The organism is Pelomonas nitida, from assembly GCF_043555975.1.
In the GTDB taxonomy this organism is placed as follows: Bacteria; Pseudomonadota; Gammaproteobacteria; order Burkholderiales; family Burkholderiaceae_C; genus Pelomonas; species Pelomonas nitida.
Genome location: NZ_JBIGIA010000003.1, coordinates 354,027 through 371,355, shown reverse-complemented (window position 1 = coordinate 371,355; position 17,329 = coordinate 354,027). Strand labels below are relative to the sequence as shown.

Annotated in this window: 18 protein-coding genes, 1 other RNA gene and 1 pseudogene; 14 read left to right on the top strand and 6 right to left on the bottom strand. The window is 69.7% G+C overall.

Annotation, left to right across the window (positions count from 1 at the left end):
* A pseudogene (locus tag ACG00X_RS06080) lies at nt 1–391 on the bottom strand (IS1634 family transposase); the annotation flags it as partial.
* A 428-nt stretch (nt 392–819) separates the two neighbouring features.
* Here ACG00X_RS06080 and ACG00X_RS06075 point away from each other — a divergent pair.
* The 8 genes from ACG00X_RS06075 to ACG00X_RS06040 all read left to right on the top strand — a co-directional run bounded on the left by ACG00X_RS06075 (nt 820) and on the right by ACG00X_RS06040 (nt 8,118).
* A complete protein-coding gene (locus tag ACG00X_RS06075; RefSeq protein ID WP_394487120.1) occupies nt 820–1,257 on the top strand; it encodes an acyl-CoA thioesterase in 438 nt (145 codons plus the stop codon).
* Nucleotides 1,254–1,967, top strand: a complete 714-nt coding sequence (locus ACG00X_RS06070; protein ID WP_394487119.1) for a nitroreductase — start codon at nt 1,254–1,256, stop codon at nt 1,965–1,967. Before ACG00X_RS06075 ends, ACG00X_RS06070 begins: the two co-directional genes overlap by 4 nt.
* On the top strand, nt 1,967–3,292 hold the full coding sequence (locus ACG00X_RS06065) for a sodium:proton antiporter (RefSeq protein WP_394487118.1): 1,326 nt from the start codon (nt 1,967–1,969) through the stop codon (nt 3,290–3,292). The genes ACG00X_RS06070 and ACG00X_RS06065 overlap by 1 nt, the downstream gene beginning before the upstream one ends.
* Nucleotides 3,289–4,266 (top strand): 2-hydroxyacid dehydrogenase, encoded by a 978-nt coding sequence (locus ACG00X_RS06060; protein ID WP_394487117.1) that lies wholly within the window; start codon nt 3,289–3,291, stop codon nt 4,264–4,266. The genes ACG00X_RS06065 and ACG00X_RS06060 overlap by 4 nt, the downstream gene beginning before the upstream one ends.
* Nucleotides 4,266–5,099 (top strand): hypothetical protein, encoded by an 834-nt coding sequence (locus tag ACG00X_RS06055; RefSeq protein ID WP_394487116.1) that lies wholly within the window; start codon nt 4,266–4,268, stop codon nt 5,097–5,099. The genes ACG00X_RS06060 and ACG00X_RS06055 overlap by 1 nt, the downstream gene beginning before the upstream one ends.
* A gap of 48 nt (nt 5,100–5,147) precedes the next feature.
* Complete coding sequence (locus tag ACG00X_RS06050) at nt 5,148–6,515, top strand: DNA recombination protein RmuC (RefSeq protein ID WP_394487115.1); 1,368 nt, start codon at nt 5,148–5,150, stop codon at nt 6,513–6,515.
* Nucleotides 6,512–7,675 carry an MFS transporter gene (locus tag ACG00X_RS06045; RefSeq protein WP_394487114.1) on the top strand — a complete coding sequence of 388 codons (1,164 nt, stop codon included), beginning with the start codon at nt 6,512–6,514 and terminating at the stop codon, nt 7,673–7,675. Before ACG00X_RS06050 ends, ACG00X_RS06045 begins: the two co-directional genes overlap by 4 nt.
* Nucleotides 7,676–7,797: 122 nt before the next feature.
* Entirely contained in the window at nt 7,798–8,118 is a 321-nt protein-coding gene (locus tag ACG00X_RS06040; protein WP_394487113.1) for a hypothetical protein, read from the top strand.
* Nucleotides 8,119–8,153: 35 nt separating this feature from the next.
* Here ACG00X_RS06040 and ffs read toward each other — a convergent pair.
* The 3 genes from ffs to ACG00X_RS06025 all read right to left on the bottom strand — a co-directional run bounded on the left by ffs (nt 8,154) and on the right by ACG00X_RS06025 (nt 10,089).
* Nucleotides 8,154–8,250, bottom strand: an RNA gene (ffs, locus tag ACG00X_RS06035) — signal recognition particle sRNA small type.
* Between the two features lie 333 nt (nt 8,251–8,583).
* On the bottom strand, nt 8,584–8,970 hold the full coding sequence (locus ACG00X_RS06030; RefSeq protein ID WP_394487112.1) for a SirB2 family protein: 387 nt from the start codon (nt 8,968–8,970) through the stop codon (nt 8,584–8,586).
* A 9-nt stretch (nt 8,971–8,979) separates the two neighbouring features.
* A complete protein-coding gene (locus tag ACG00X_RS06025; RefSeq protein WP_394487111.1) occupies nt 8,980–10,089 on the bottom strand; it encodes an AIR synthase-related protein in 1,110 nt (369 codons plus the stop codon).
* Between the two features lie 45 nt (nt 10,090–10,134).
* On the opposite strand from ACG00X_RS06025, the gene dnaX reads away from it, so the two are divergent.
* From dnaX to ACG00X_RS06005, 4 genes are all read left to right on the top strand, one after another.
* The gene (gene dnaX, locus ACG00X_RS06020; protein ID WP_394487110.1) at nt 10,135–12,219 is read left to right on the top strand and encodes a DNA polymerase III subunit gamma/tau; all 2,085 of its coding nucleotides are present in this window, start codon (nt 10,135–10,137) and stop codon (nt 12,217–12,219) included.
* 17 nt (nt 12,220–12,236) lie between these two features.
* Nucleotides 12,237–12,563, top strand: a complete 327-nt coding sequence (locus ACG00X_RS06015; protein WP_394487109.1) for a YbaB/EbfC family nucleoid-associated protein — start codon at nt 12,237–12,239, stop codon at nt 12,561–12,563.
* Between the two features lie 136 nt (nt 12,564–12,699).
* Nucleotides 12,700–13,281: a recombination mediator RecR gene (recR, locus tag ACG00X_RS06010; RefSeq protein WP_394487108.1), complete on the top strand. Its 582-nt coding sequence runs from the start codon at nt 12,700–12,702 to the stop codon at nt 13,279–13,281.
* A gap of 63 nt (nt 13,282–13,344) precedes the next feature.
* Nucleotides 13,345–13,737, top strand: a complete 393-nt coding sequence (locus ACG00X_RS06005) for an MAPEG family protein (RefSeq protein WP_394487107.1) — start codon at nt 13,345–13,347, stop codon at nt 13,735–13,737.
* Between the two features lie 4 nt (nt 13,738–13,741).
* Here ACG00X_RS06005 and ACG00X_RS06000 read toward each other — a convergent pair whose 3' ends face one another.
* Nucleotides 13,742–15,331 (bottom strand): transglycosylase SLT domain-containing protein, encoded by a 1,590-nt coding sequence (locus ACG00X_RS06000; protein WP_394487136.1) that lies wholly within the window; start codon nt 15,329–15,331, stop codon nt 13,742–13,744.
* Nucleotides 15,328–16,110 (bottom strand): hydroxyacylglutathione hydrolase, encoded by a 783-nt coding sequence (gloB, locus tag ACG00X_RS05995; protein WP_394487106.1) that lies wholly within the window; start codon nt 16,108–16,110, stop codon nt 15,328–15,330. Before gloB ends, ACG00X_RS06000 begins: the two co-directional genes overlap by 4 nt.
* Here gloB and ACG00X_RS05990 point away from each other — a divergent pair.
* Both ACG00X_RS05990 and rnhA read left to right on the top strand, forming a co-directional pair.
* Entirely contained in the window at nt 16,100–16,849 is a 750-nt protein-coding gene (locus ACG00X_RS05990; RefSeq protein ID WP_394487105.1) for a class I SAM-dependent methyltransferase, read from the top strand. The two genes, gloB and ACG00X_RS05990, sit on opposite strands and share 11 nt — an antisense overlap.
* Nucleotides 16,846–17,328, top strand: a complete 483-nt coding sequence (rnhA, locus tag ACG00X_RS05985) for a ribonuclease HI (RefSeq protein ID WP_394487104.1) — start codon at nt 16,846–16,848, stop codon at nt 17,326–17,328. Before ACG00X_RS05990 ends, rnhA begins: the two co-directional genes overlap by 4 nt.
* The last annotated feature ends 1 nt before the right edge of the window (nt 17,329 follow it).

The window sequence follows — 17,329 nt, the reverse complement described above, 5'->3', positions numbered from 1 at the left end:
AGCGCAGCACGCCCAGCTTGGACTCTGGATCGCACAGCCGATTGAAGACCATCACACGGATGGCGGCCTCGACGGCGGTGGTGAAGCGCGCGCGCCGGAACACAGCGGCCAGGCCATCGAAGCCCAGTTCGTGCCACAGCGCATCCAGCGCCCAGACATCGCCCAGCGACAGCGCCGACTCGAAGCGCACCTGAGGGCCCTCGGTTGCACCGACGGGGCGCCCCTTGGCACGCAGCAGGCCATTGAGCAGCGCATCGACCTGGCCATCCTGCTCATCGACGCGGCCCAGCGTGGCGACGGTGCGCTGGCGGGGCTTGCCAAGCTCATCGCGGAAGGACTCGACCAGTTGCGCGTACGTGCGCGAGCCGGATCGGGTGAGCTTGATGAACATGGCGCGAGTGTAGCCAAGTCAACGGCAACGTGCCAACACACCAAATAAGCAAACGTGCCACTACAGAAAATCGACCAATGCGCGCCTAAGTTGTTGATTCCAAATGGACCCGCTGGCGGAAAACGCTCGAAACGGCTGTTTGGTGTCGAACTCGGGGGGGCTGCCCACAAGCCTGGCGCCGCGCAAGCCCGCGTGGGCCCGTGAAGCCAAAGTGGATTTCACGTTGAACGGCGAGATCGCCGTGTTCATCGGTGTTGCAGGTCGGAGAGGGCCGGCCTCGCGAAATATCCGGGTTAGTGCCCGGCGGGCACCGCGTTGGCATGCAGCTTGCGCTGCGTTCACCGGGGCTTGATCCGTCGCAGGCCCGTCCTGAGGCCGACATTCGGCGCGTCCGTCAGGGTATCGCCCGCGTGGAAGAATGCCTATCCATGACGCGACCGCAGCCCGACGCCCGCTCTGCCTATCAGCGCTTTCTGCCGTTGACGACACGTTGGATGGACAACGACGTCTACGGCCACCTGAACAACGTCGTCTACTACAGCCTGTTCGACACGGCGGTGAACTCGCTGTTGATCGATGCGGGTGCGCTGGACATCCACGCCGGTGAGGTCATCGGCCTCGTCGTCGAGACGCACTGCAACTTCTTCGAGTCGCTGGCATTTCCTCAGCGCATCGAGGCGGGTGTTCGTGTGGCCCACCAGGGCCGGTCCAGCGTGCGCTACGAGATCGGCCTGTTCGCCGAGGGCGCCGAGCTTTGTGCCGCGCGGGGCCACTTCGTGCATGTCTACGTTGACCGCGACAGCCGCCGCCCGGTGGCCGAGTTGCCCGCCGCCTACCTCCAAGCCTTGAAGATACTGACGCCATGAGCCGTTTCGACCCGCCCACGCCCGAGCAGACTGCCGCCGTCGACGCGGCCATCAGGACTCGCCACTCCATGCGCGCCTTTCTGCCGACGCCGGTGTCGCGCGAGACGGTCGAGCAGATCCTGGAGGTTGCATCCTGGGCGCCGTCGGGCACGAACACGCAGCCGTGGCAGGTGCATGTGCTGACTGGTGGCGCGCTTGAGCGCATCGCTGGCCGCATCCAGGCCGCCTACCTCGACCCGACGCAGAACGCAGCGCACAAGGAGGAGTACGCCTACTACCCGCACGAATGGCGCAGCCCCTACATCGACCGTCGCCGCAAGGTGGGCTGGGATCTGTACGGCCTGCTGGGTATCGAGAAGACCGACAAGGCGCGCATGCAGCATCAGCACGGTCGCAACTTCGTCTTCTTCGACGCGCCGGTGGGCTTGTTCTTCACGATCGACCGCGTCATGCAGCAGGGCTCGTGGCTGGACTACGGCATGTTCCTGCAGAACGTCATGGTGGCGGCGCGCGCGCGCGGCCTGCACACCTGCCCGCAGGCAGCGTTCACGCAATTCCATGCCTTGATCGCCGAGGAGCTGGCGCTGGCGCCCGCGCAGATGCTGGTGTGTGGCATGTCGCTGGGCTATGCCGATCCGTCGGCCGTCGAGAACGGTCTGGTGACGCAGCGAGCACCGGTGGCGGAGTTCGCCCGCTTCCTGGAGACCTGATGGCGTTCGCTGGATCGGAACTGGGCCTGGCCTGGGCGGCGCCATTTGCGGGCCTGCTGCTGTCCATCGCGGTCATGCCGCTGGTGGCGCCGGCCTTCTGGCACCACCACTTCGGCAAGATCGCGGCCGGCTGGACCGCGTTGCTGCTGCTGCCGTTCGCGCTGACCTTCGGCGCGGGGGAGACCGGCCACGTGCTGGTGCACACCCTCGTCGAGGAATACCTGCCGTTCACCATCCTGCTGGGGGCGCTCTACACGACGGCCGGGGGCATTTACATCCGCGGCAACCTGCACGGCAGCCCGGCGCTGAATGCGGCGCTGATGGCGGTGGGGGCGGCGCTCGCCAGTGTCATGGGCACGACGGGCGCGTCCATGCTGCTGATACGGCCGTTGATCCGCGCCAACGACAACCGGCGGCACAACGCGCATGTCGTCGTGTTTTTCATCTTCATCGTCAGCAACGTCGGCGGCTCGCTGACGCCGCTGGGCGATCCGCCGCTGTTCCTCGGCTTTCTGCAGGGCGTGAACTTCTTCTGGACGGTCAGCCACCTGTTGCCGGAGACGCTGTTTCTCATCGGCACCCTGCTGGCGGTGTTCTGGTGCATTGACAGCTGGTTGTACCGGCGCGAAGGCGTGACGCCGGTCGACCCGACGCCGGACGCGCCGGCGCTGGGCATGGACGGCGCCATCAACCTGCTGCCGCTGGCGGTGGCGGTGGGGCTGGTGCTGATGAGCGGCACGTGGAAGCCGGGCATCGTGTTCGACCTGTGGGGCACGCCGCTGCCGCTGCAAGCGCTGGTGCGAGACCTGGGCCTGATCGCGGTGACCATCGCGTCGCTGTGGCTGACGCCGGCCGGCGTGCGCGAGAACAACCAGTTCTCCTGGGCGCCGATGCAGGAGGTGGCCAAGCTGTTCATCGCCATCTTCCTGACCATGGTGCCGGTCATCGCCATGCTGAAGGCGGGTGCGGCCGGCATCTTCGCGCCGGTCGCGGCGGCGCTGGACTCGCCCTGGGCCTACTTCTGGCTGACCGGCGGGTTGTCGTCGGTGCTCGACAACGCGCCGACCTACCTCGCGTTCTTCAACCTGGCCGGTGGTGACGCCACGCGGCTGATGAACGAGGGCGCCTACGTGCTCGCCGCCATCTCTGGTGGTTCCGTGTTCATGGGCGCCATGACCTACATCGGCAACGCGCCCAATTTCATGGTCAAGGCGATCGCCGAGCAGCGCGGCGTTCGCATGCCCAGCTTTGGCGGCTACCTGGTGTGGTCGGGTGCGGTGCTGTTGCCGCTGCTGTTCTTGATGGCGTTGATATGGATGCGTTGAAGAAGATTCTGGTGGCCCGCCGGGCGCCGCCCGCGGTGCTGGACCAGCTCAAGGCCCGCTTCGAGTTGGACTATCACGAGGGCGACGTGCCGTTGAGCGCGGACGAGCTGCGTGCACGGCTGGCCGGCAAGGTCGGCGCCTACATCACCGGCACCGAGCGCATCACCGCCGAGTTGCTGGACGCCTGCCCGGGCCTGCGTGTGGTCTGCACGATGAGCGTGGGCTACAACCACATCGACGTGGCGGCTTGCACCGCGCGCCGTGTGCTCGTCACGAACACGCCCGACGTGCTGACCGAGACCACCGCAGACCTCGGGTTCGCGCTCCTGATGGCCACGGCCCGCCGCATGAGCGAGGGCGAGCGGCTGCTGCGCGACGGCGGCTGGAAAAGCTGGGCCTGGGACTTCCTGGCCGGCGCCGACGTGCATGGCACGACGCTGGGCATCCTGGGCATGGGCCGCATCGGCCAGGCGCTGGCGCGGCGTGGCCGTTTCGGCTTCGGCATGAATGTCGTGTATCACAACCGCTCGCGCCTGCCGGCCGATGTCGAGGCCGAACTCGGCGCGCGCTACGTGAGCAAAGGCGAATTGCTGCAGCAGGCCGATCACCTCGTGCTCGTGCTGCCTTATTCGGCCGAGTCCCACCATTGCATCGGTGCGGCCGAGCTGGCGTTGATGAAGCCGACGGCCACGCTGGTCAACATCGCCCGCGGCGGCATCGTCGACGAGGACGCACTGGCCGTCGCGCTGCGCGAGCGCCGCATCGCGGCAGCGGGGCTGGATGTCTTCGAAGGGGAGCCGCGTGTGAACCCCGTGTTGCTGACACTGCCCAACATCGTCCTGACGCCGCACATCGGCAGCGCGACCATGCCCACGCGGATCGCGATGGCCCGGCTGGCCGCCGACAATCTTGCCGCCGTGTTGAGCGGCGCCGCGCCGCTCACGCCGGTGAACCCCGAGATCCTGCCCCTGTGATGAAACGCTTCCTGATCGCCCTTTTGCTTGCGCCCGCCCTCGCCATGGCCCAGCCCGGAGGCGGCGCCGGCGGCCCGCCGCCGCGAGGCAAGCCGAGCGCGCCGCCTCCTGCACCCGCAGCGGCCGAACAAGCTCCGGCCGAAGACACGGCACCGCGCGATCCGAACAAGTTCGCCGCGCTGTCACTGCTGGGCGACAGCGTGCAGTTGCTCAGCCTGACCCCCGCGCGTGGCGACACCGTGCAGACCGGCGAATGGCGGGCCACGCCGTCAGGCCGCCTCGACGATGCCGTGCTGCAGACCTTGAACGAGGCGATCAAGGCCACCGGCGAGCAGCGTGAGGCCAAGCTCTACACCTCGTCCACGCGCAGCCTGTTCGGGGATCCGGCCAACCTCTTCGTCGATGGCAAGCTCACGCTGCCCGGCAATCTGTCGGCCGCCGTGCGCCAGAGCGGCGCCAAGCATCTGCTGCTCATCACGCGCAGCCGCCAGGAGCCCGCGCTGGCGGCTGCGATGCCTGCCCGCATGCTGGCCACGCTCGAGGGGCCGGGCTTCGTGCTCGACCAGCGGCCCAGCGCCCAGATCGGCTTCGATGGCCAGGCCGGCCTGCCGGTGTTCGTGCCCTATGTGTCCATCCGCGTGGCGCTTGTGGATCTGAGCGACCTGCGTTTGCGGCGCGAACAGTCCATCGCCGTCGCGTCGCGCTTGCCGGTGGAGCGCGCCTCGGCGGACAACCCCTGGATCGCGACGACGGCGGAGCAGCGCGTCAAGGCGCTGGAGGCCTTGATCGAGGCCGAGCTGCCCAAGGCCGTGAAGGGCCTGGTTGCGAACTGACACGCGGCGGCGCGCAGGCGCGGGGCCGGCGCCGGTGACAATGCCGGCATGACCCTGATCGACGTGTTGCTGCTGGGCTTGCTGGCCCTGGTGTTGTTGTTGCTGGTGCTCATCTGGCGAGGCCAGAAGCCCATCTCCCCCGAGTGGCTGCAGCAGGGCACCGAGCGTCTGGAGCGTGAGCTGCGCGATGAACTCAGCCGCAGTGCCAGCGGCACGCGGCAGGAGTTGGTGCAGGGGCTGGCGCAGTTTCAGCAAGTGCTGACGCAAGGCCTGCAGGGCAGCAACCAATCGCTGGCGCAACAGGCGCTGGCGGCGCGCGAGGCGCAGGACGCCGCCGCGCTGCGCAGCGTGCAGGCGCAGGCCGAGGCCATGCAGAAGCTGAACGACGCGATGCGCGAACAGCTGCAGACGCTGTCCAAGACCAACGACCAGCGCCTGGCCGAGCTGCGCCTGACCGTGGAGCAGCGGCTCACGAGCATTCAGCAGGACAACGAGAAGAAGCTCGAGCAGATGCGCGCCACCGTGGACGAGAAGCTGCACGCCACGCTGGAGCAGCGCCTGGGCGAGAGCTTCAAGCAGGTGGCCGAGCGGCTGGAGCAGGTGCACAAAGGCCTGGGCGAGATGCAGAACCTGGCACGGGACGTCGGCTCGCTCAACCGCGTGCTGACCAACGTGAAGACGCGCGGCGTGTTCGGCGAGGTGCAGCTGGCGGGCCTGCTGGACCAGGTGTTCACGCCCGAGCAGTACGCGGCCAACGTGGCGACGCTGCCCGGCTCCAGTGAGCGCGTGGAGTTCGCCATCTCGCTGCCGGGCCAGCGCGACGACGGCAAGCCGCTGTGGCTGCCTATCGACGCCAAGTTTCCGCGTGAGGACTACGAGCGGCTGCTCGACGCGCAGGAGCGCGCCGACGCGCTGGCCGCCGAGGTCGCCGGCAAGGCCATCGAGAACCGCCTGCGGCTGGAGGCGCGGACCATCCGCGAGAAGTACATCGGCCCGCCGCACACGACCGACTTCGCCATCCTGTTCGTGCCCACCGAAGGCCTTTATGCCGAAGCGCTGCGCCGCCCGGGCCTCGTGGAGGCGCTGCAGCGCGATCACAAGGTCATGCTGTGCGGCCCGACGACGCTGCTGGCCACGCTGACCAGCCTGCAGATGGGCTTTCGCACGCTGGCGCTCGAGAAGCGCTCGGCCGAGGTCTGGGAAGTGCTGGGCGCCGTGAAGACCGAGTTCGGCAAATTCGGCGACGTGCTGGCCAAGGCCAAGAAGAAGCTCGAGGAAGCCGGCAACACGCTGGACGCCGCCGAGGTGCGCACGCGCGCGATGACGCGCAAGTTGAAGGGCGTGGAGGCGCTGCCGGATGATGCGGCGCAGCAGTTGCTGCAGCTGGGGCAGGGCCCGGGCGAGGACAGCGAGTGAGCGGGGAGGCGCCTGCACGGCCGGCGCATCTGCGGCATGCGTTCTCGTGGCTCATCGCCACGATGATCTGCGTGCATGCCTGCATGGCCACCACGCGGGTCACGGCCAGCCTGTGGGTGCTGAACCAGGGGTACGGCGAGGCGTCGGTCGGCATGCTGCTGAGCCTGTTTGCGGTGGCGCCCATCGTGCTGTCGCTGTGGGCCGGCCGGCTCGCTGACCGCCATGGCTTCCACCGGCCGGTGGGCGTCGGGGTGTCTCTGGCTTTCGTCGGGGCGCTACTGGCGCTGGCGATTCCGAAGCTGTGGGCCATCGCCACTGGTTGCCTGCTGTGCGGCGGCGCTGTCGCCGTGGCGGCGGTTGCCATGCAGCGTGAAGCGGGGTTGATGGCCGAGGAGCCCGGCGAACTCAAGAAGATCTTCAGCTGGATGGCGCTGGGGCCGGCGATGTCCAACGCGCTGTCGCCCATCATTGCGGGGCTGCTGATCGACCACGTGGGCATGCAGGCCGCGTTCGGGTTTGCGACGCTGTTGCCGGTCATCTCGTGGCTGCTGGCGCGACGTGTGCCGCGCAACCCGCCCAAGGTCTACACGAAGAGCTTCCGTGAGCCGGCGGCCTGGGACCTGTTCCGCCTGCCGGCTTACCGGCGCTTGCTGCTGGTGAACCTGGCGTTGTCGGCGGGCTGGGACGCGCACAGCTTCGTTGTGCCGGTGGTCGGGCATGCGCGCGGGCTGTCGGCCGCCAGCATCGGCATCGTGCTGGGCAGTTTTGCCACGGCGGCGACGGTGGTGCGGCTGGCCATCGTGCGGTTCTCTGACGACATCGACGAGGCCAAGGCCTTGCGGGGCGCGATGACGTTGGCCACGCTGATTTTCGTGGCCTATGCCTGGCTGCCCGGCACGTTCGGGCTGATGTGCGGGTCGGCGCTGCTGGGCGTGGCGCTGGGCTCCGTGCAGCCCATGGTGCTGGCCATGTTGCACCGGGCCACGCCGCCCGAGCGCCACGGCCAGGCGCTCGGGCTGCGCATGCTGACGCTCAATGGCGCGACGGTGGGCATGCCGGTGGGCTTCGGCATGCTGGCGGCCGCGACGACGCTGGCGGCGCCGATGTGGGTCATGGCGGCGGCGCTGGTGGCAGCGCAGTGGCCAGCGCGCAAGCTCTGACCCCGCCTGGGCGTGAAGCACGCCACGCTGCGGCGCCGTGCGTTCATCGCATCGTGGCGAAGGGCGCCGAAACGGTGCTTTTCGGCACTTCCTGAGACCGCGGCCGGTCTATCTTGCCGGGCATGAACTTCCGCTCCCGCCCGCCGCAGCAGCAGCCCAGCCTGGCCCCGCGCCGCATCACGTTCGAGGGCGGTGCGCCCCGGCTGGTTGTCGATGAACTCATTCCCAGTGTCGAGCGCCCGCTGCAAGCAGAGCTGCAGCAACTGGAGCGTTTCTCGGCACTGATGGCCGCCCAGGGCTGGCCGGCGCATGTGTCGCGCATGGCGTACGACCGCATCTATGCCGGCGAGCGTTTCGCTTTCGCCAAGCGGGTCGGTTGGGGGGAATTGCCGGAACTCGCGCGCCAGCTGCTGGCGTGCTGGCGGGTCGGGCAGAGTGCTTAGAGGGCGCGGAGCGCTCTACAGCTGGAGGAGGGGAGGGTGACGAGCCTGACCCCGGCACTGGTTGCAACGCTTAGGGCTGCTTGGTTCCCCACCTGACCCGGTTGGGCGCGCTTCCATGCGGGGAGGCCCGTCGAGGCGTATTGTAGTTCGACTCTGGGGCCCGGCTCGGGAGAGTCCGGCATGATCGCTGCGGCTGCGGCCGAGGCCGCGCCGCGGGCCGTGGCCTTCAGCCTAGATCCGGCAGTTGACCGCTCGCTGCGCATCGAAACGCGAGCCGCATCAACGCCTTGAGTTTCCGGCGGCGTTCACCACTTCGTTGAGCAGCGCTGCATGCCCGCTGGGCTGGCGCTTCGTGGCGCTGGCCGCGTTGCTTCTCCTCGTGGGCGCGAGCCCACTTCGTCGTCGCGCCTCGCCAGCGCCCCGCCTCGCCCGCCCCTCGGGCTTGCCCAACTGCCGGATCCAGGCTCAGCCGAACGGGACTTGTCGGCTGAACGAGAGATCCATCGCCAGCGCGAGCAGGGCCAGCGCGGTCAGATAGCCCAGCAGGTGCAGGCGCTGCTGGCTCATCGCCCAGTGGCCGCAAGCCCAGTAGCCGGCGAGGGCGGCCAGCTTCAGGCCGAGCCAACCGTCGTTGAGCGGGTGATAGCCGATGGCGCCCCACAGGCTCAGCCCGGTCACGACGAGGCAGGTGTTGACGCCGAACACCAGCACCATCAGCCGTGCGTCCTTGGCGATGGCTTGCAGGCGCGGGTTGCCGAACTGGAAGATCAGGCCGCGCACGAAGAACAGGCCCACGCTGCACCAGGCCAGCAGCACATGCCACTGGACCATCTCGGTGTAATACCAGCTCATGGCGCCATGTCAGCGCAGGGCGAGGTCGTCTTCGCTGAAGCGGATGTTGAGCGGCTCGATCAGCAGCTGCTTCTCGCCCGACTCCACGCTGCCGGCCACCCAGGCGTCGATGCCGCAGTCGCGGGCGATCTGCGCGGTGCGCTCGGCGTCTTCGGCCTTCACGAAGATCGCGAAACCGGCGCCCATGTTCAGCGTGGAGTAGGCCTCGCGGTCATCCTGGCCGGCCTGCCGCTGGATGAAGTCCAGCACCGCCGTCTTGGGCGGCACGGTGTGGATGCGGTAGGTCAGGGCGCTCGGGTGGCGCAGCAGCTTGCGCCAGCCGTGGCCGGTGATGTTGGCGCAGTAGTGCGGCGCGATGCCGGCCTTCCACAACGCCTCGGTCACGGGCGAGTACAGGGCCGTGGGCGCGAGCAGGGCTTCACCGTAGGTCAGGCCGGGCTCGATCTCGGTCAGGTAGCCCTGGGGCAGCCGCTCGGCGAGCTTGCGGGCCAGCGACAGACCGTTGGCGTGGATGCCGCTGGAGGCCAGCAGCACGATGGCATCACCGGCGCCGAGCTTGTCGCCCACCGACAGGCGCTCCTTGGGGTTGATGAGGCCGGTGCAGGAGGCGGCCAGGTCGATGCGGCCGTCTTCGACGATGCCGGCCAGCGCGGGCGTTTCGCCGCCGCCCCAGGCGACCTGGCAGGTGTCGCAGGCGGCCTTCCAGCCGGCCACCAGCGCCTGGGCGCGTTGCGCGTCGCCGAACCAGTCGCTGCCGCCGGCGGCCCAGTAGGCCTGCACGACCAGCGGCGTGGCGCCGACGGTGATCAGGTCGTTGACCGCCATGGCGATGGTGTCTTGCGCGATGCCGGCGAAGTAGCTCTTGCCGGTCAGCTTGGCCATCTCGTCGGCCACCAGCGTCTTGGTGCCCAGGCATTCGACGATGGAGGCCATGTAGAACGGGCCCACGTCCACGACGTAGGCCGATTCGCCGCGCGATGCCTTGATCTCGCTGAAGCCGTGCGCGGCGAGGTGGGTGGCGGTGGCGGCGGCGGCGCGCTGGGCGGTGACCTTCAACGGATCGATGAGGTCGTAGTTGACGCCGGCTTGGTCGTAGGTGAGGGGGGCTTGCGAGGTCATGGCGCGGGATTATCCCCGGTGGCCTCGCCCATAGAATCGCGCCCCATGAGTTACCAGGTCCTGGCCCGCAAATACCGTCCGCAGAGTTTCGAGCAGCTCGTCGGCCAGGAGCACGTCGTGCAGGCGCTGGCCAACGCGCTGACGCAGGGGCGGCTGCACCACGCCTACCTGTTCACCGGCACGCGCGGCGTCGGCAAGACGACGGTGTCGCGCATCCTCGCCAAGAGCCTGAACTGCACGGGGCCCGACGGCACCGGCGGCATCACGGCCCAGCCCTGCGGCGTCTGCGCGGCCTGCCGCGACATCGACGCCGGCCGCTTCGTCGACTACGTGGAGCTGGACGCCGCGTCCAACCGCGGCGTCGAGGAGATCTCGCAGCTGCTGGACCAGGCGGTCTACAAGCCCGTCGTCGGCCGCTTCAAGGTCTACATGATCGACGAAGTGCACATGCTGTCGAACACCGCGTTCAACGCGATGCTCAAGACGCTGGAGGAGCCGCCGGAGTACCTGAAGTTCGTGCTGGCCACGACCGATCCGCAGAAGGTGCCGGTCACCGTGCTGTCGCGCTGCCTGCAGTTCAACCTGCGGCCGATGGCGGCGGCCGATGTGCAGATGCACCTGGGCAACGTGCTGGGTGCCGAGAGCGTGCCGGCTGAAGGCGGCGCGCTGCGGCTGCTGTCGCGCGCCGCGCGTGGCTCCATGCGCGACGCGCTGTCGCTGACCGACCAGGCCATCGCCTTCGGTGCCGGCAGCCTCACGGAGGCCGGCGTGCGCCAGATGCTGGGCAGCGTGGACCGGGGCCATGTCGTATCAATAGTCGACGCGCTGGCCGCCGCGAGTGGCGAGGCGGTGGTGGCCCAGGCCGATGCGCTGCGCGGCGCGGGCCTGTCGGCGGCCGGCACGCTGGAAGACCTTGCCACGCTGTTCCAGCAGATGGCACTGGCCCAGGCTGCGCCAGCGGCGCTGGACGATGCCGACAACGAGACCGCCGAGATCCGCCGCCTGGCAGCAGCGCTGCCGGCCGACGAGATCCAGCTGATGTACAGCATGGCCTTGCACGGCCGCGCGGAGCTGCATCTGGCGCCCGATGAATACGCCGGCTTGCTGATGGTGTTGCTGCGCATGCTGGCCTTCCGGCCGGCAGGCACCGTGCCCAAGCCGGTGAAGGCGGCGGCGCTGGTGCGCCCGCCGGCGGTCGCCAAGGCCGTGGTGTCGGTGCCGCTGCCCAAGTCCCCGCCCGCAGCGCCGGTCGTGGCGGCAGCGCCCGTCGTGCCGAGTCCGGTGGCCGCTGCGGTGATCGCGGCGCCTGCCGTCGCGGCGCCGATCGCTGTGCCCGCTGTGCCCGCCGCGACCGCGCCGGTTGCCGAATCGCCCCTCGAGGTGCCGGCAGACGTGCCGTTTGAAGAAGCCGCCAAGCCGCCCGCCGAAATGCCGGTGGCCGCCGTGGTGGCGCCGCCTGTTATCGCGCCCATTGCCGCGCCGGTTGCAGCACCGGTTGCCGCGCCCAAGCCGGCCGGCGGCCTGCTGCGATCGGCCGAGGCGCCGGCCAGCTTCAGCGACCGGCTGCGGCCCCGTCCCGTCGAGCCCGTGGCGGCCACCGACGACGCGGACATGGACTTCGGCGACGGCCCGCCGCCCGACGATGCGCCGCCGCCGTGGATGGAGGCCGACGACGCCCCCACGGCCGTCGCCGCGCCCGCGGGCGCACGCGAGGCCGATGCGCCACGCCGCGTCGAGTTGCGCGAAACGCCGGAAGGTGCGCTGTGGGCCGAGCGCATCGGCGCGCTCAGCCTGCTCGGCATGACCGGCGAACTGGCCCGCCAGGCCCAGGCGCTGGCCTGCCAGCAGGTCGACGGCCGCGAGGTCTGGACGCTGCGTGTCGAGCGCGAATCGCTGCGCCAGCCCGCGCTCGTCGCCAAGCTGGAGGCGGCGCTGAATGCACGGCTCGACATCCAGGTCGGCGTGGCCGAAGACTCCATCGCGCTGCGCACCGTTGCGCGGGCTGAGGCCCAGCAGCGCGCGGCCGAAGACCTCGCCGCGCAGCATCCGATGACGCGGACGCTGCTCTCCCAATTCCCGTCTGCACGCATCCTGCCCGGTTCGGTGCAGCCCGTGCTGACATCCTCTTAAGCAACAAGGACACGATCATGATGAAAGGCCAACTCGCCGGCTTGATGAAGCAAGCCCAGGCGATGCAGGACAACCTGAAGAAGGCGCAGGAAGAACTCGGCAACGTCGAGGTCGAAGGGCAGAGCGGGGCCGGCCTGGTCAAGGTGCTGATGACCTGCCGCAACGAGGTGCGTCGTGTCACCATCGACCCCAGCCTGCTGGCGGATGACAAGGACATGCTGGAAGACCTCGTCGCCGCTGCCTTCAACGACGCCGCCCGCCGCGCCGAGGCCACCAGCGCCGAGCGCATGGGCAAGCTGACGGCCGGCATGCCGCTGCCGCCGGGGATGAAGTTCCCGTTTTGATGGCCCACCGCCGAGGCGTTTCGCGCCTCTCCCGCAAGGTGGCGCAGCCGGTGGCCTGGCAAAGCCAGTTCGACGGCTGCTGCTTGACGGGATCGCGCCTGCGGCGGCGATCCCTGGATGACTGCGCGACCTCGCCTTGAACGCTCTGGATACGCTTGTTGATGCGCTCAAGCGCCTGCCCGGCGTAGGGCAGAAGTCGGCGCAGCGCATGGCCTATCACCTGCTGCAGCATGACCGGCTGGCCATGCCGCGGCTGGCCGAGGCGCTGACCGCCGCCGGCGAGCACATCCGGCACTGTGAGCGCTGCCACACGTTCAGCGAGACGCCGGTCTGCGACATCTGTGCCGACGCCGGCCGTGACGGCCGCTTGCTGTGCGTCGTCGAGACACCCGCCGACCAGGCCGCGCTGGAGCGCACGGCCTCTTACCGCGGCTACTACTTCGTGTTGCTGGGGCGCCTGTCGCCGCTGGACGGCGTGGGCACGCGGCAGATCGGTGCCGCCGAGTTGCTGGCGCGTGCGGCGGAGGACGGTGTCGAGGAGGTCATCCTCGCCACCAGCTTCACCGCCGAGGGCGAGGCCACGGCCCATGTGCTGGCCGAGGCGCTGAAGGTGCGCGGCATCAAGGCGACGCGGCTGGCACGCGGCGTGCCGGTGGGCAGCGAGCTGGAATACGTGGACCTGGGCACCATCGCCCATGCGCTGAGCGATCGGCGCTGATCCGGCCGCGGCCGCCCCTTTCGGCGCCGGTCTGGCGCCTCACCCGATGTCAAAGGACTGCTGATGACCATCGCCCAACTCTGCCTGCTGCTCGCCTGCGGGCTGCCCGTCGTGTGCGCGGCGCTCGCCAAGTCGCGCGGCTTTGGCAAGCGCCGCCGCGACGGTGGTTTCGACAACCATGCGCCGCGCGAGTGGCTGGCGCGGCAGGAGGGCTGGCAGGCGCGGGCCAACGCCGCCCAGGCCAACAGCTGGGAGGCGCTGCCGGTGTTCCTGGCGGGTTTGTTCGTGGCCCACCAGCACCAGGCCGCGCAGGCCACCGTGGATGCGCTGGCCGCCGGCTTCATCGTCGCGCGGGCGGCCTATATCGGGCTCTACCTGGCGGACCAGGCGTCGCTGCGCTCGCTGCTCTGGATGACGGGCGCCGGCCTCAGCGTGGCGCTGTTCTTCGTGCGTTGACGCGTCAGGGGTTGGCGGCCGTGACGACGTTGCGGCCGCCGCGCCCCTTGGCGGCCGGCTTGGCTGCCACCTTGACGGGGCGCGAATTGCGCGTGCTCTTGGCGACGGCGGTCGCACGCGTCGACGCGCGGCGTGCTGCCTGCGTCGGCGCCGCCGCCGCCGTGTAGACGACGATGGCCTGGCCGGGCTTGAAGCGCGCGCCGCTGCCGACCCGATTCCATTGCGCCACCTGGCCGGCGCTGACCCGGTAGCGAGCGGCGACGCTGGCCACCGTGTCGGCCTTGCCGGCCCTGAGGCTGACGCGGCGCAGTGCCGGGCCATCCGGGGCGAGGTTCAGGCTGGCGGTGTCGGCCAGGCGCTCGGACACGTCGTTGTGCACATGCTCGCCGCGCGGCACCAGCAGCGTGGAGCCGGCCTTCACGAGCATCTTGGGCGGAATGCGGTTGATTTCGCGCAGCGCGGACTCCGCCATGCCCGTGCGCTTGGCGGCCTCGCCGGGGCTCATGGTCTTGGGCACGACCCAGGCCGTCCACGTCGCCAGCGGGCCGTCGTGCCGGGCCAGGTTCTCGGCGAAGGCGCTGGCCTGGTCGTAGGGCAGCAGCACCTGCTGCGTTGCCGCGGCGAGGATGACCGGCTTGTTCATCTGCGGGTTGAACTGCTGGAAGGTGTCCAGCGACAGGCCCGCCAGTTGGGCCGCCAGCGAGACGTCGATGTCGCGCTCGATCTTCACGCTGAGGAAGTAGGGGTGGTTGGCCACCGGTGGCAGCGTCAGCGAGAAGCGGTCCGGGTCCAGCACGATGTTCTTGACCGCCTGCAACTTGGGCACGTAGTAACGCGTCTCGTCGGGCATCTTCAGGCTGGCGTAATCGGTCGGCAGGCCGAGCCGCTGGTTGCGCGCGATGGCCTTCTGCACGTTGCCCTGGCCCCAGTTGTAGGCGGCCAGCGCCAGATGCCAGTCGCCGAACTGCTTGTTCAGGCGGCCCAGGTAGTCGAGCGCGGCGCGTGTGGAGGCCAGCACGTCGCGGCGGTCGTCGCGGAAGATGTTCTGCTTCAGGTCGAAGTCGCGGCCCGTGGCGGGCATGAACTGCCACATGCCGGTGGCCTTGGCGCTGGAGACGGCGTGCGTGACGAAGGCGCTCTCGACAAAAGGCAGCAGGGCCAGTTCGGCCGGCATGCCGCGCTTCTCGACCTCTTCAAGGATGTGAAACAGATAGAGGCCGCCGCGCGACGTCATGCGCTCGACGTACTCCGGGCGGGCGCTGTACCAGGCTTCGGCCTTGCGGACCCAGTCGTCGTCCAGGTCTTCCAGCTGCAGGCCGCCGCGCAGGCGGGTCCAGAGGTCGGTGTTCACCTCGGGGCTGTCGAGGTCGATCTTCTCGCCCGGGCGCAGGTTGTCTTCCAGCAGGCTGGCGGCAGCGGCATGGACGGGCGCGGACGCGGCGGCCTCGGGGGCTGCGGCGGTGGGCGGCGTTTCGGCGGCCGGGGCGGGGAGCGCAGCGGGCGCCGCCGGTTCGGCGGTCGGGGGCGCGGTGGTGGCGCAGGCGGTGAGCAGCAGCGAGATCGCCAGGGGCGAGAGTCGATGGATCAGCGTCATCGGAATCCGTTCTTCCATTCGCGCAGCGTCGCGAAGACGTCGACCGGGCTGGGCACGGCCGGGAGTTTCAGGGGCGCATGGCGCCGGGCGGCGTCGCACAACGCGGGTTCCGCGCAGCGCAAGAAGGGGTTGATCAGGCGTTCGGTGCCGACGCGGCCGGGCAGCGTCGGGCGGCCGGCGGCGCGCTCGGCCTCGCACCAGCCGGCATAGGCGGCCAGGGCGGCGTTGGCCGGGTCCACCTCGCGCGCGAAGCGCAGGTTGGCCAGCGTGTACTCGTGGGCGCAGCAGACGCGGGTCTGCTGGGGCAGGGCGGCCAGGGCCTGCAGCGAGGCATGCATCTGCGCCGGCGTGCCCTCGAACAGCCGCCCGCAGCCGGCGCTGAACAGCGTGTCGCCGCAGAACAGCAGCGGGTCGGCGCCGGGGACGGTGGCGAAGTAGGCGATGTGGCCGGCCGTGTGGCCCGGCACGTCCAGCACGGCCAAGCGCAGGCCCAGCAGCTCGACGGCATCACCGCCGCGCAGGCGCTGCACCGGCTCGGGCATCTTTTCGTGCGCCGGCCCGTAGACGGGGCCCTGCAGCCGCTCGCGCAGCGCATTGACACCGCCGACGTGATCGCCGTGGTGGTGGGTCAATAGAATGCCGGCCAGCGTCAGGCCACGGGCGTCGAGCGCCGCGACCACCGGTGCGGCATCGCCGGGATCGACGACCAGGGCCTCACGGCCGTTGTCCAACAGCCAGAGGTAGTTGTCGTCGAATGCGGAGAGAGGCGTGAGCGTCAACGTGGGCGTCACCGATAAAGGGCCGAGTATAGATTTGGCCGCCTGGCTGCAGACCCCGCCGGGGCAACACCTGCTGGCGTGGGAGCAGTCGCAGGTGGACGCGGCCGTGGCCGACCTGTTCGGCTTCCATGCCTTGCAGCTGGGCATGCCCGAGCTCGACGGCCTGCAGGCCAACCGCATGCCGCACCGCTGGCGGGCCGGCACCGACTTGCGTTGCGAGTTCGACGCCCTGCCGTTCGAGAGCGCCAGCCTGGACCTGGTGCTGCTGCCGCACGCGCTGGAGCTGGCCGACGACGCACACGCGCTGCTGCGCGAGGTGGAGCGGGTGTTGCGCCCCGAGGGGCGGCTCATCATCTTCGGCCTGAACCCGGCCAGCCTGTGGGGGCTGCGCCAGAACGTCGGCCGGCTGCGGCACAGCCGCGAACCCTATCTGCCGCGCCAGGGCGAGTTCATCGGCTACTGGCGGCTGCGCGACTGGCTCAAGCTGCTGAGCTTCGAGGTCGAGGCGGCGCGCTTCGGCATCTACCGCCCGCCGTTGCGCACACAGGCCTGGCTGGACCGCTGGCAGTGGGTCGAGGGTGTGGGCTCGCGCTGGTGGCCGGTGCTGGGGGCCGTCTACTTCATCCAGGCCATCAAGCGCGTGCATGGCATGCGCCTGGTGGGTCTAGCCAGAAACCAGCGCGCGGCCGCCAAGAAGGCGCCGGCCGTCGCATTGAACAACCATCACAAGAAACGATGACTGAAACACCCAAGCCTGCGCTGGCCATCAAGAAGCCCCAGGTCACGATCTACACCGACGGCGCCTGCAAGGGCAACCCCGGCCCCGGCGGCTGGGGCGCCTGGCTGTCCAGCGGCGGGCACGACAAGGAACTGTTCGGCGGTGAGCGCGAGACGACGAACAACCGCATGGAGCTGACTGCCCCCATCGAGGCACTGGCCTCGCTCAAGCGCAGTTGCGACGTGGTCGTCTACCTGGACAGCGAGTACGTGCGCAAGGGCATCACCGAATGGATCACGAACTGGCAACGCCGCGGCTGGAAGACGGCCGACGGCAAGCCGGTGAAGAACGCCGACCTGTGGCAGCGCCTGGATTCGCTGCGCAAGCTGCACGCGGTGGAGTGGCGCTGGGTGAAGGGCCACGCCGGCGACCCGGGCAACGAGCGCGCCGACATGCTGGCCAACAAGGGCGTGGCGTCCATCGGTCGGCCGCGTCAGTAAA